This window comes from Aeromonas sp. MaB10011B, assembly GCF_017939325.1.
GTDB lineage: Bacteria > Pseudomonadota > Gammaproteobacteria > Enterobacterales > Aeromonadaceae > Aeromonas > Aeromonas caviae.
This window is the reverse complement of the sequence record NZ_JAGKRK010000020.1, coordinates 46,422-58,831: the sequence shown is the minus strand read 5'-3', so window position 1 is coordinate 58,831 and position 12,410 is coordinate 46,422. Positions and strand designations below refer to the sequence as shown.

At 64.6% G+C, this 12,410-nt stretch carries 9 protein-coding genes; 1 reads left to right on the top strand and 8 read right to left on the bottom strand.

Annotation, left to right across the window (positions count from 1 at the left end; genetic code table 11):
• Positions 1 to 89: 89 nt before the first annotated feature.
• Positions 90 to 1,229: a bifunctional chorismate mutase/prephenate dehydrogenase gene (tyrA, locus tag J9893_RS07890; RefSeq protein WP_048207358.1), complete on the top strand. Its 1,140-nt coding sequence runs from the start codon at positions 90 to 92 to the stop codon at positions 1,227 to 1,229.
• Positions 1,230 to 1,343: 114 nt separating this feature from the next.
• Here the strand turns inward: tyrA and hdfR are convergent, their stop codons facing one another.
• The 8 genes from hdfR to J9893_RS07850 all read right to left on the bottom strand — a co-directional run bounded on the left by hdfR (position 1,344) and on the right by J9893_RS07850 (position 12,167).
• Positions 1,344 to 2,219 carry an HTH-type transcriptional regulator HdfR gene (hdfR, locus tag J9893_RS07885; RefSeq protein WP_039038620.1) on the bottom strand — a complete coding sequence of 292 codons (876 nt, stop codon included), beginning with the start codon at positions 2,217 to 2,219 and terminating at the stop codon, positions 1,344 to 1,346.
• Positions 2,219 to 2,575, bottom strand: coding sequence for a DUF413 domain-containing protein (locus J9893_RS07880; RefSeq protein ID WP_010674239.1), 357 nt, complete (start codon positions 2,573 to 2,575; stop codon positions 2,219 to 2,221). Before J9893_RS07880 ends, hdfR begins: the two co-directional genes overlap by 1 nt.
• A gap of 291 nt (positions 2,576 to 2,866) precedes the next feature.
• Positions 2,867 to 3,349, bottom strand: coding sequence for a serine protease inhibitor ecotin (gene eco, locus J9893_RS07875; RefSeq protein ID WP_010674240.1), 483 nt, complete (start codon positions 3,347 to 3,349; stop codon positions 2,867 to 2,869).
• Between the two features lie 194 nt (positions 3,350 to 3,543).
• Positions 3,544 to 4,101, bottom strand: coding sequence for a DUF1566 domain-containing protein (locus tag J9893_RS07870; RefSeq protein ID WP_043155288.1), 558 nt, complete (start codon positions 4,099 to 4,101; stop codon positions 3,544 to 3,546).
• On the bottom strand, positions 4,098 to 5,465 hold the full coding sequence (locus J9893_RS07865) for a DUF1566 domain-containing protein (protein WP_103858821.1): 1,368 nt from the start codon (positions 5,463 to 5,465) through the stop codon (positions 4,098 to 4,100). Before J9893_RS07865 ends, J9893_RS07870 begins: the two co-directional genes overlap by 4 nt.
• A gap of 50 nt (positions 5,466 to 5,515) precedes the next feature.
• Complete coding sequence (locus J9893_RS07860; protein ID WP_182954250.1) at positions 5,516 to 7,927, bottom strand: proprotein convertase P-domain-containing protein; 2,412 nt, start codon at positions 7,925 to 7,927, stop codon at positions 5,516 to 5,518.
• 29 nt (positions 7,928 to 7,956) lie between these two features.
• Entirely contained in the window at positions 7,957 to 9,999 is a 2,043-nt protein-coding gene (locus tag J9893_RS07855) for a prolyl oligopeptidase family serine peptidase (protein WP_182954244.1), read from the bottom strand.
• Positions 9,999 to 12,167: a TonB-dependent hemoglobin/transferrin/lactoferrin family receptor gene (locus tag J9893_RS07850; RefSeq protein WP_104452732.1), complete on the bottom strand. Its 2,169-nt coding sequence runs from the start codon at positions 12,165 to 12,167 to the stop codon at positions 9,999 to 10,001. The genes J9893_RS07855 and J9893_RS07850 overlap by 1 nt, the downstream gene beginning before the upstream one ends.
• Positions 12,168 to 12,410: the final 243 nt, after the last annotated feature.

Sequence of the window (12,410 nt, the reverse complement as noted above, 5' to 3'; positions counted from 1 at the left end):
CCATCGAGGTATCACGGCCCACGCAGTGATACCTTGTTGCCTCTTGAATGACAGGGCGTCGCTGCGGGCGGCGCCAGCAGGGACTGGACATGGCGGAAGAGTTGAATGCCCTCAGGGACAAGATAGATGCGGTGGACAAGCAGCTGATTGATCTGCTGGCTGCCCGTCTCGCCCTGGTGGGGGAAGTGGGGGAAGTGAAGAGCCGGCACGGCCTGCCCATCTACGCGCCGGATCGGGAGGCGAGCATGCTGGCCCGCCGCCGCGCCGAGGCCGAGGCACTGGGGGTGCCGGGGGACCTTATCGAGGATGTGCTGCGCCGGGTGATGCGCGAGTCCTATATTCTGGAGTCCGCCAGCGACAAGGAGCACCACTTCAAGTGCATGAAGCCTGAGCTCGGCAAGGTGGTGATCATCGGTGGCCAGGGGCAGCTTGGCCGCCTGTTCGGCAACCTGTTCAGCCTCTCGGGCTACCGGGTCGAAACCCTGGGTCAGGCCGATTGGCCACGCGCCGACGAGATCCTGCACGGCGCCGGGCTGGTGATGGTGGCGGTGCCCATCGACGTCACCTGCCAGGTGATCGACCGGCTCGGCAACCTGCCGGCGGACTGCCTGCTGGTGGACGTGACCAGCGTCAAGAGTGAACCGCTTGCCCATATGTTGGCGGTACACCAGGGGCCGGTGCTGGGGCTGCACCCCATGTTCGGGCCGGACGTGGCGAGCCTCGCCAAGCAGGTGATCGTCTGCTGTCAGGGGCGCGAGCCCGCCGCCAGCCAGTGGCTGTTGGAGCAGATGACCATCTGGGGGGCGCGTTTGCAGCAGGTGGAGGCCAAGGCCCACGACGAGGCGATGACCTTCATTCAGGCGCTGCGCCACTTTGCTACCTTCGCCTACGGCTGGCACCTCTCCCGGGAGCAGGCCAACATCGACCGCCTGCTTGCCTTAAGCTCTCCCATCTACCGGCTGGAGCTGGCCATGGTGGGACGGCTGTTTGCCCAGGATCCCCACCTCTACGCCGACATCATACTGTCGTCGCCGCAGAACCTCGCGATGATCCGTCGTTACTACCAGAACTTCGGCGAGGCGCTGGGCCTGCTGGAGCGGGGCGACAGGGAGGGCTTCATCGAGGCCTTCAGCCAGGTCTCCGGCTTCTTCGGCGAGCGGGCGGAGGAGTTCCTGCGCGAGAGTCGCACCCTGCTGGCCCAGGCCAACGACCGTCGTCATCACGGCTGATGCACAAAGACATCCATACAAAAGGGGCCTGATGGCCCCTTTTTAATGTTGTTTGTGCTGCACCGATAACCAAGGTAGATGAAAACACAGGTCTGGGCGTGAAATCGCCCTCTTTCATTCGGCAGGCGGTTGACGCAAGTCGGCGTCATGCCAGCCCAGCGGCAGGGTGAGCAGCTGATCGATCAGCTCCCGGCGGTCGGATTTCTCCAGATAGGCGAGGTAGAGCGGGCGGCTCAGGGATTGGCCCCCTTCCACCAGATGAAGCTGCCCCTGCTCCAGGAAGGGGCTCACCATGCGCCTTGGCAGGTAGGCGGCGCCACCGTTGGCCAGCACGAATTGCAGGGCCATGCTGGCGGAGCTTGAATGCAGCACCGGGGTCTTCTGCAGGCTCTGCAATCGGCTCGATGGCGGTTCGAAGCTGGTGCCCCAGTCGAGATGAATGTGGGGCATCTGCATCAGGCTGTCGGCGTTTGCGGCCGGCTCCCGGCTCACCAGTTCGAACACCAGCTCGCCGATGGGGTGCAGGGCAATCTCGTCGATCTTGGTCGGCTCGGAGAGCAGGGCGAGATCGAGGGAGCGCTCCAGCAACTGGCGACAGAGGTGCTCGCGGGAGGCGGTTTCGAGGCGCACCGCGAGGCCGGGGGCCAGGGCATAGACATGGTTGAGCCAGTCGTTGAAGTCGAGCTCCCAGAAGACGGCGGGGGCGCCGATGGCAAGCTGCTGGCTGAAACCGGGGGAGAGGGCCACGTCCTGCTTGGCGCGCCCCAAAGTATGCAGAATGGCGTCTGCGTAGGGCAGCAGACGCTCACCGGAGGCAGTCAGGCGGATGTTGTTGCGATGACGGGCAAACAGGCTGACCCCGAGTTGCTGCTCGAGCTGGCGGATCCGGAAGCTCACCGCCGACTGGGTCAGGTAGAGATTTTCAGCCGCCCGGCCAAAGTGCCGGGTCTTGCTGACCTCGATGAAGGTCCGAAGCAGCTCGGTATCCATTAATCGAGGGACTCGTCGCTGCCGCCACCGCCGCCTTCAAAGCTGCCACCCGCATCTTCATTGGCGCCGCCTGCGACGGTGCACAGACGGTGCACGCGCTTGGGACCAATCACCTTCAGGTATTTGAACCACACCTTGGCGTGGGGGTTGTTGCCGGCTGCGCCGGATTTGACCTGTTCGATAAAGGCACTTTCTACGTCATCGCGCGGGGCCAGGTTGCCCTGATAGAGCGCCAGCATCACGGTGCCATATTTTTCCAGACTGTCCGCTTCGGCCACGGTGAATTCGCCACTGCGACGCAGGCCACGGGGAAAATGTTTGAAGTCGTTGAAACGCTTGTCTGATTCGAAGCTCATAGTGCTCTTGTTCTGGTTAGTTTGACCTTTGCGGGCAAGTATCATCAGGCCGTCGCAGAGTGCAAAATCAATTTTCTTACTATGTTAATAAATATCTTTTATCGAACAGGGTTTGTCGCATCCCGAGGGGGCATTTTGCGGTGCGCTGCACAAAAAAGCCTGAAAAATAGTGGAGTTATGTCAGATTTTGTACAGGAAAAACCGCTCAAGAACGGGCTCGGAAGCTAAAAATAAGGCGCCGTATGGCGCCTTTTTATCATCATGACTGAGCTGAACCCGAGTGCGCGGCACTCACTCAATCATGGCTGGCTGTGCCAGGTTGTCGGCACGCCACAGACGATAGCGCACCTCGTACTCCTGGGGCACATAGATGACGAAGGGCAGCTTGGAGTTGTAGTTCACGAAGAAGCCCTGACCGTAGATCTGGACGAAACTCTCCTTCTTCTGGCCGTCTGGGCAGGCCATCAGGGTGCTGACGGGGCCGGTGACCTGGCCCAGGGTCAGGTAGTTGTAACCCCAGCCCTTGACGCTGTGCTGTTCCAGATTGCCCGCGAAGCGGGGCAGGTTGCAGTCGACCAGCATCTTCTTGCCGACTTGCAGCTCGACCATCATGTCGGCTTCGTTCTCGACTTCCGGCAGACGGATCACGACACGTTCCTGGTTCACTTCGGCGGCGGGGAACATGCTGATATCAAATTTTTTCGGTTCGGCGGCGAAGGCATGGCCACCCAATAACAAGGCGCCCAGCAGGCTAAAACGCAACACGGTTTTCATCTGTACCTCTTGGGATTGGTTCAACGCCGCTAGACTAACCGCTCTGCCGGTTTCATGCCAGCGCTGCGGCGTGCAAAACCGCCCTGAACAGGCATCACATGACGCAATTTGATGCTTTTTTGACGGTCAGGGTCACCCTGGCGCTTCTTGCATCGTGTCAAACAGGGGGCCGGGTGGCCCCCATGTCCAGGCTGTCACCTCACCAGCAGGACCTGTTTCGCCCAGGCGCGGGGGGCGCGCTGGGCGACGGAGCCGCTGGTGATGTCCAGGTAGGCGACGCCCTGAAGGGCCGGCACCGGGGTGGAGGACCAGAGATAGACATAGCCGTCGTTCACCTCCTTGCCATCCCCGGCCATGGCGCGGGGGAAGATGGTTTCGTTCAATGCCGGTTTGTAACAGGCGGACTCCAGAATGCTGGCGAGCTCCTTGATGGTGGGCAGGCGCCAGTCGTGATGACCACCAAAGCCATACAGGGCATGGCTCGGTTCGGTGCGGATCCGTTCCGCCGTCTGCAGTGCCTGTTGCCAGTAGAGGCGGGTGGGTTCCCCCTCGCAGCTCTGGTTGCGCCAGGTCTGGCCGAGCTGGCAGCGCATCCAGGTCAGACCGGTGCCCCTGTCGGTGACGGTGCCGTTGCCGTGATCCTGGAAACGGGCGGTGGGGCTGGTACGGGGCAGGGCGTCGTCGCAGATGGCGATGGCCAGTGCCAGGGGGCTGCACAGGGTGAGCAGCAGGGTCAGAAGATACTTGTTCATCGGGTTACCTCGGCCACAAGGCGCAGTTGTATGGCATTGATTTCATTTTCGTTCTGGACGCCATAGGGGTAATCGGTGCCCGCATCCTCCCCCAGGAACTGAGGGCTGATGACGGCGATGGGGACGCTCTCGAGGCGCCGGGATGGGGTCAGGGTCTGGGTCCAGTAGCTGCCATCGAAGTCGCCGCTCGAGGGACCGACGTCGGGGAAGTAGCGCACATCCAGGGTGACGAGCTGGCCATCCTGGCGGGCGAGGGAGCCGTAGTGTTGCAGGCTGCCTAGCTCCTGGGCCGTGGGCAGGCGCCAGTGCCCTATGCCGCAGAGTCGTTGTCCATTTAGCCATTGGCGATACTGCTCGGTGGAGCAGATAGCTTCCCCCTCGGGGCAGGCATAATCCAGCTCCGCCTGACTGGGGTGATAGTTGCCAAACTCCCAGGCGAAGACTTTGTGCAGATCCCGCGGACTGTCCGGATCATCGAGCTTCTTCTCCCAGACGAGGCCGGTATTGAGATCCTCCACGCACTCCCACTCGTCGGCATTGTCCGCCAGGGGTTGCCCCTTGCCGTCCAGCTTGCGATAGCGCAGGGGCGCCTGGCCCAGGCTCGCCTCCTGGCCCGGGTGATCCGCAGGCTCCTGGGTCAGCAGGTAATCCACCCCGTCCGTGTAGGTGGTGACGCCGCTGGCGGTCACCAACGCCCTAGGTTGCTGCTGCATCAGCACGGCGGCGAGTCTGGCCTGCTGGCTCAGTAGCTCGGGGCTGGCGGCAAAGTGCCGGGCGAGCTCGGGCAGCAGGGTGACCAGCCCCTGCCAGATCTGCAGGCGGCGTTCGCTGGCGGCCAAGGTGGGCAGGGTGGCCTCGTCATCGAAGGCGGCGAGGGCCAGCTCGGCGAGGGCGCGGTTGAAGTCGCCCAGCTGCGCCAGTGCCGCCAGATCTGGGCCGGGGTGAAGGGGGGCCAGGGCGAGCAGCACGTCCGTCAGGGCCTGAGCCGGTGGCAGCCCGTCCGAGATACGCGTCTGCAGCAGGGTGCTGAGGGGGCTGGGGGTGAGGTGCTGGTTGTCCTGGCGCGCCGCCGGGTGGGCCAGGGGCAGGGCGGCGGGATCCGCCGGAATGAACAGCAGAGGAGTGGTGAGCAGATCAGGGTGGCGCCGGGTCAGGGAGTGGGCACCGGCCTCGCCGCTGACGGCGGGCTCATTGGCTTCGCAGCCGTCGTTCTGGTTCAGGTTGATGCACAGGGTGCCCGCAGCGGGCAGGCTGACCGTCAGGCGGTAGTCCGGCGCGGTCAGGGGAGCCTCGTCCGAACCGCCGCCACAGGCGCTGAGCAGGGGGGCCAGCAGGCAGACGATCGGGGTCATTCTCATGGTCATGGTGTGTCCTTGGAGGGGCCTTGGCCCCTCTCTTCTTTATATAGGGAGAGTCAGAGGCGACGCAGACGGCGCCACAGGGCCAGCGGCAGCAGCCAGAGCAGGGGGAAGGCTCCCCCGCCACTGCTGTCCGAGGTATCGAAGCGGATGATGCCGTCATCCGGCACGGGCACGGTGTTGCCGCACTGGGCGCCGGTACGCTGACTGATGCTCCACCCGTTCAGGAAACCCTGATTGCCCGGTTTGCTGTCCACCACCTCCAGGGTCCAGCGACCGGCCAGGGGTTCTCCTTCGAAGGCGCTGAAGGGTTGCAGGGACTGCAACTCGGTGGGGAAGACCCCTTTCAGGCTCGGCAGGGGGCTGTAACCCTTGTCCCAGATCTGGACCCGGGTGCCGGCGGGGGAGCTGAGCCAGATCTCCAGCTCATCCAGCACCTCGTGCTGCAGATCCAGGCTCAGTTGCAGCCTGTCGCTCACACGGGCATCGCTCTTCTCCAGCAGCAGGCTGGTTTCGCTCAAGCCGCGCACCTCCTCGCTCTGGGCATCGTTCAGTCGCTGTGACCGACCACTGGCCCGGCTGATGACGGGGGTGCCGATGGGTAGGGTCAGGGATTGCTGCCACTGGCGCTCGGTGGGGCTGGTACCGCTCATGGCGAGATTCACCGAGAGGCTCGCCTCGTCGCCGCAGGCGAGCGGGCTCTGGGCCAGCAGGCGCAGGGTGGTGGTCATGCTGGCACCGGCGGCCAGGGTTGCTGGTTGCCAGCTGTCAGGATCGGCCTGCAACCCGGTTGGCAGGGTGAGGGCCAGCTCATTGAGGGTCACTTCCCCTTTGCCCGGGTTGCTGAGGGTCAGCTGCACCGACTGGCGCTGCCCCAGCGGGATGGCGCTCCCCTCGGCGAGGGCAATATTGACGGGAGCTTGCAGCAGCCCGTGCTGGCGAAATGCCTGCTCCAGCAGACGGGCATAGGCTCGCGTCGGGTAGAGACGGGCTGCAGTATCCACGGTGATCCGGGCCAGTTGCGGCATGCGAATGGCCGGCCCCAGGCCGAAGTGGGATTCGATGATGACGCGATCAAACTCGTCCCTGGCCGCCTCACCGTGCTCGGCCACCGCCGTCAGCAGGGCCTGGAACAGCGGGGTGCCCCAGAGCTGATCCCCGTTGCTGCCGTTGATGGTGCGGTGGGCCGGGTAGCGGTAGTCCGGATGGTAGCGGGCGCGCAGATCGTCGAGCTGGCGCGGGGTGCGGTCGGTGAAGCGGGCATCCCAGTTGAACACCATGGCGGGTTCGAATTGGCGACCGGCTTCGCTGCGCTGGCGTTGACTGGCGGCCAGGTAGTCGCCAAAGCCCTCGCCGATGGCTCCCCAGTCACCCTCTTCCCCGAGATCCGGCAGGATGTGGTGCTGTACCCCGTGGCCGAACTCGTGCCAGATGACCATGGGATCCTCGGCATCGGGCACGCCGCTGCGACCCAGCTCCAGCCTGCGTTCGAACGGATCGTAGAGGGAGTTGTCCTGATAGCCCGCGTCCGTGTCGATGTCGAGCGCCCCGGGGATGAGCTCGGTGAAGCCGAGCGCCTTGAGGTGGCGCTGGGCGAGATCCAGATGGTAGTAGGCGTTGATGTCCGCAAAGCCGCGATCGTCCCGGGTCAGGCGAAAACCCTGCACGTCACTGCTGCTGTAGGGGGCCGATTCGGGGGCCATGACATCCACCACCCTGGCATGGGGGCCGCTCAGGCGATACTGCCCGGCTTGCAGGCTCACCGGCAGGGGAACCGGATCCTGGTAGGCGGCCTGTGCCAGCACCAGCTCATCGTGCCAGACCAGGCTGGCGTCCTGCAGGCGGGTGCGGGGATCGGGGTCGAACACCCGTGCCTGAACCTTCATATCGCCTGCATCGGCGACATGCAGAGGGTGGGTAGTTGCCTGATCCCCGAGACGGCCAAGCTCCTGCTCCCCGTCGCAACGGGCAAACAGCTGCACCTGGCTGGCCTTGGCATTGCCTGCCTTGTGCTCGCGCACCCGCTGGCGCAGGGCAGGCACCAGGGTATCGCCGTCTCGCCAGTACCAGGCTTCGACCGGCCCCAGCGTCTCTATCTGGTTGTCGTCGGTGCGCAGGGTGGCGAGCAGGGGATCCAGGGTGCCGCTGGCATCGCAGCCGGGCGCTGTGCTCTGCAAGGGGCGCAGGTTGTGATAGAGGCGCCAGGGGCGGCCGTCCCCGTCGACACTGACGGCGGCCTGGGTGGCGGCCACCGGCAGGCCGTTCACCAGCTGGCGAAAGCTGTAATGGTGGCCGAGCAGGCTGGCCCTGTCGTAATCGGGGGCGAGGAGCACACCGAGGCGCTGCTCGAGCCAGCGCTTCGGCGTCGTGGTCAAGGGTTGTTCATCGACAAACTGCAGATCGGCCGCCAGCAGCGGCGATGAGATCAGGGTTGCCGCCAGCCAGAGGGCCAGGGAAGAGGGTTTCATGGTTCACTCCAGAAAAAGAGGACAAGGGGTCAGTGGTTGACGCCCGCCAGGGTGAGCAGGAAGGCATACTCCTGCGCCGCACGCAGCGCCGCCGTTCGGGGGGCGCCCAGGTGGCCGCCGTCGAGTTCGGTGCGCAGCAGATAGGGGCCTGTTCCCGTGCTATGGGATCGCAGGCGGGCTATCCACTTGAGGGGTTCCCAGTAGGGCACCTGACTGTCGTGCAGGCCGCCCGTCACATAGACGGGGGGATAAGGGGCCTTGTGCAGGTTGTCGTAGGGGCTCAGGCGGCGCATGGCGGCATAGTCACTCGGGATGGCCGGATTGCCCCACTCGGCGTACTCCTGCCGGGTGAGGGGCAGCTCGGGATCCTGCATGGTGCCCAGCAGGTCGACGAAGGGAACTTGCAGCACGGCCCCGGCGAAACGGGTGGGCGCCTGGTTGAGTGCCGCAGCCACCAGCAGGCCGCCGGCGCTGCCGCCCATGGCAAACAGCCGGGCGGGATCGATGGCGGGATCCCGTGCCAGGGCATCGGCTACGGCGAGAAAATCATCCACGCTGTGCTGTTTGTCCCGGCCACGACCCTCCCGGTACCAGGATTCGCCGAGCAGACCGCCCCCGCGCACATGGGCGATGGCGTAGACGAAGCCGCGATCCAGCAGGCTCAGCACCCGGGGCTGGTAGTAGGGGCGCATGGGGGTGCCGTAGGCCCCATAGCCGTAGAGCAGCAGTGCCCGGGGGTGGGTAATGCCCTTGCGCCAGACCAGGGAGACAGGCACCTTGACCCCGTCCTTGCCCGCGATCCAGCGCCGCTCGCTCTGATAGGGGGAGGTGCCCCTGCTCTCAGGTGTCCCCTCCCAGGCGCCGGAGGCGAGATCCAGCCAGCGCTGGTGAGGTGGCTCGGCCATCCCCTGGCGGCGAATGAGCACCTTGTCGCTGGCCGGTTCCTGGCTGCCCTGGATCCAGGCCGTGCCTGCGCCATCGGTGAGCGGCAGGCTGTGGGTCAACGCACCTTTGGCGTCCAGCACATCGAGCCAGTCATCCCCTTCCTTGCGGTATTGCAGCACGGTGTGCCGGGCAAAGAGGCGCCACTTCTCGAGTTCCCGGCCCTCGCCGGACCAGAGCCGTTGCCACTCTCCCTTCGCAACCTGGCTCAAGTCGGCCACCTGATAGAGGCCGAGGGCGCCGTCCCGGTTGCTCTTGAGCAGCACCCTGTCCCCCTGGGTATCCAGGTAGTATTCGAGGCCGCGCTCGCGCCCCTTGAGCAGGTCGGCCCGACCCGCGTCCAGCAGGTATTGCTCGGAGCTGTCGTGGTTGTTGCTTTGCAGCACCAGGTGGCGGCGATCCGTGGTGCGATAGAGGCCGAGCAGCCAGGCGGGATCGCGCTCCTCATACACCAGGGTCTCCTTGCCATCCTGCCAGGCCAGCAGTTGCCAGGGGCGCAGGGTCTGGTGCTCGTTGGCGAGGGTGTAGAGGGTCTTGCCATCCAGACTCCAGAGCAGATCGCCGGCGCGGTGAGGCAAAGAGGCCAGTGTCTCGCCACTCGCCAGATCCAGCAGGGTGATGCGGTAGTCCCGATCTCCCCTGCGGTCTTCGGCCAGGGCAAGCAGTTGCCCGTCCGGGTGCAGGGCCCAGGCGGCGAGCTCGTAATACCCCTCGGCAGGTTGGCGGGGAGCCAGCCGCTTTCGGGGAGCGTCATTGGCGTCGCTGCGTTGCCACAGGCTGCCGTCCGCCTCCATGCGCCACTGGCTGCCAGCCTGGCTCAACCAGTCGTCCGGCACGGGAGCGCCCCGCTCCCGGCCCTGCCACTCCGTCTGCAGGCGCTGCACCAGTGGCACCTGGTCGGCGAGCTGCCGCTCGGTCCAGCGGTTCTGCTCGCGCAGCAGCGTCAGGAGGGCGGGATCCTGGCGGCTGTCGTCACGCCAGCCACCATAGGGATCGAGACGGGCTATCTCCCCCTTCATCAGTTGCGGGCGCTCGGGGATGAGGGGCGCGGCCTCCAGGGTTGCCTCAGGCAGGGGGGAGGCGGGTGCCGGCGTGGCCAGCAGGCTGGCCAGGATCAATAGGCTGTGCATCAGATCCCCACGAAGGTGTAGCGCAGGCTGGCACTCAGGGTGCGGCCGCTCTGGGTGAAGAGGGAAGCATCGGTCCCGGCTTCCAGCCCGGCCACATCCTGATAGCGGGTGTAGCGGGTGTCGAACAGGTTGTCGAGCTTGAGGTTGACCTTGAGGGCGTCGGTGACCAGCCAGTCGGCCGTCAGGGCGAAACTGAGCCAGCCGGCACTTTCGAGGCAGTCCCCCTGGCGGCCGGTCAGGCTGTTGCCGCAGGTGGGCACCCGGCTCATGGCGGCGGCATAGTCCGCCTGAATGCCCAGGCTCCACTCATTGGCCTGATAGCTCAGACGGGTGTTGCCCTCGAGGGGCGTCAGGGTGCGCAGCGCTTCACCTTTGTTGTCCTCGCCATCGACCCAGCCGAGTTTGGTGGCGAGCTCCCACTCCTGGGTCAGCCAGTAGCTGGCGGCGAGTTCGGCCCCCCAGGTTTCGGCCTTGGCGACGTTGCGATATTGGCGCAGGATGACGCCATCGCTCAGGCGCAGCCCCACCTCGCGCCAGTCGATGAAGTTGTAGTAGCGGTTGTAGAAGAGCGCTGGCTTGATGCTCCAGTTGTCCCCCTCGCCACTCAGCCCCCACTCGATGCTGTGGCTGGTTTCCTCCTTGAGCCCGGTATTGGCGATGATCTCGAAGGGCGGCAGGGCGAAGTAGTGGGGGATATTGCCGTACACCTTGTCGTAGGAAGGCGCCCGGAACCCGTTGGCATAGCTGAGCCAGCTGCGCCACTGGTCGTTGAAGCGGTAGCTGGTGGCCAGGCTCGGGGAGAGGTGCCAGCTGTGGTTGCTGTCGTGGCTGCCGTCCAGCGGCGTGAGCCACTGGTGATCCATGCGCAGGGTGGGGGTGAACTGCCACTGGCCCAGGCTGGCCACGTCGCCGAGCCAGACTCCGGCCCTGTCGGTACGGGCGCGGCTGAAGGGGGCGGACTGGCCGGGTTGGGGAATGCCGGCCTCCAGACTCAGCTTCTCCACCGGCCGCTCGTGGGTGGTGCGCTCGAGCTCGATGCCGTAACTGAGCTGATGGGCGAGAGGGCCGGTGGCGAGATCCCGGCGCACATCCAGCTCGGTACCGATCCTGTCTTCGGTGAAGGTGGCGAGTTCCCGTTCGCTGCGATAGCGCGGATAACCGCTCAGCAGATCGTTTTGCAGCAGGCTGCGCTTGTTGGCGGTGTTTTTCGAGTGATTGCCGTAGGCACTCCAGGTGAGGCTGTCAGCCAGTATTGTGTCGAGGTTTCTCGCTTCCCAGGCCAGCTTTCCCCCCTGGGTGCGTTGGCTGCCCTGCTCGTGGTACTGGCGCACCTGCCACTTGCCATCGGGCTGGGGCACTTCGCGCGGCCCCTGATCCCGCTCGGCGTTGTCCTCGAAGTAGTCGAGTTCGAGGCGCAGCAGATGATGTTCGTTCAGCTGGATGCGAGAGCTGGTGGAGGCGCTGAGGCCATCCAGATCCGCCGGGATGCGGCTCTCGTCGTAGTTGGCGGTCTCATGTCCCTGCCAGCCGGAGAGGCGCAGCAGGTGTTCGGTATCCCGTATCCGGGCGGCGCCGGTGGCGCTCAGCTTCTGCTTGTCACTGCTGCCATCGTGCAGCACCTTGCTGCTGAGATAGGCATCCTGGCCCTGAAGGTAATCTTCCGGCTGCTTGGTGCTGATGACGATGGTGCCGCCGATGGCATCGGAGCCATGGAGGGAGGAACCGGCTCCCTTGGCCACCTCTATCTGTTTGACGTCGTCGAGATCGAAGCTGAAGCGGCCCACCTTGTCGTTGAGGTCGTCGGCGCCAAAACCGTCGCTGACCCGCACCCCGTCCTTGATGATGAGCACCCGGTTGCCGCCCATGCCGCGGATGATGATGTTCTGGGGGCGGCCGGCGGAGCCGGTCACCGAGACGCCGGGTTCGTTCTTGAACACATCGGTGAGCTCGGTGGCAACCTGGCGATCCAGATCCTCCTCCGTGATGACGGTGATGGAACCGGACACGTCGGAGAGCTTCTGCTCGATGCGCTGTCCCTTGACCACGATGGTTTCGCGCCCCTTGAGTTCGGGGTGCATGTCCGTTGTGTCGACCCCGGCGGGATCGCTGGCAGCCAGCGCCGTACCGGACAGCAGCATGGGCCAGTAGTGAAGAAGTCGAATTTTCATATTTGAGAATAATTATTATTTAAGCCTGAGGGCGCGGATTATTGCAGAGGGAGTCAAGCAGATCAATAAATGACAATCATTATCATTTTGTTTTTATGATATTGATCGAATTGAATTTTTTGAGAGATAAATCAGTAAGGTGGTGGCATACGTTTGCGAATGACGCCATGAGAAACAGGAGTATGGGTGTGGTGCGGGCAAGAAAAAGCCCGCCATAGGGGCGGGCTCAAGGAGGTGTGCTGG

What these genes read in the sequence shown, in the direction of transcription:
- J9893_RS07855 (WP_182954244.1), bottom strand. Translation starts at nt 9,999, where the DNA reads ATGCACAGCCTATTGATCCTGGCCAGCCTGCTGGCCACGCCGGCACCC.
- J9893_RS07865 (WP_103858821.1), bottom strand. Translation starts at nt 5,465, where the DNA reads ATGACCATGAGAATGACCCCGATCGTCTGCCTGCTGGCCCCCCTGCTC.
- eco (WP_010674240.1), bottom strand. Translation starts at nt 3,349, where the DNA reads ATGAAAACCGTGTTGCGTTTTAGCCTGCTGGGCGCCTTGTTATTGGGT.
- hdfR (WP_039038620.1), bottom strand. Translation starts at nt 2,219, where the DNA reads ATGGATACCGAGCTGCTTCGGACCTTCATCGAGGTCAGCAAGACCCGG.
- J9893_RS07850 (WP_104452732.1), bottom strand. Translation starts at nt 12,167, where the DNA reads ATGAAAATTCGACTTCTTCACTACTGGCCCATGCTGCTGTCCGGTACG.
- J9893_RS07860 (WP_182954250.1), bottom strand. Translation starts at nt 7,927, where the DNA reads ATGAAACCCTCTTCCCTGGCCCTCTGGCTGGCGGCAACCCTGATCTCA.
- tyrA (WP_048207358.1), top strand. Translation starts at nt 90, where the DNA reads ATGGCGGAAGAGTTGAATGCCCTCAGGGACAAGATAGATGCGGTGGAC.
- J9893_RS07880 (WP_010674239.1), bottom strand. Translation starts at nt 2,575, where the DNA reads ATGAGCTTCGAATCAGACAAGCGTTTCAACGACTTCAAACATTTTCCC.
- J9893_RS07870 (WP_043155288.1), bottom strand. Translation starts at nt 4,101, where the DNA reads ATGAACAAGTATCTTCTGACCCTGCTGCTCACCCTGTGCAGCCCCCTG.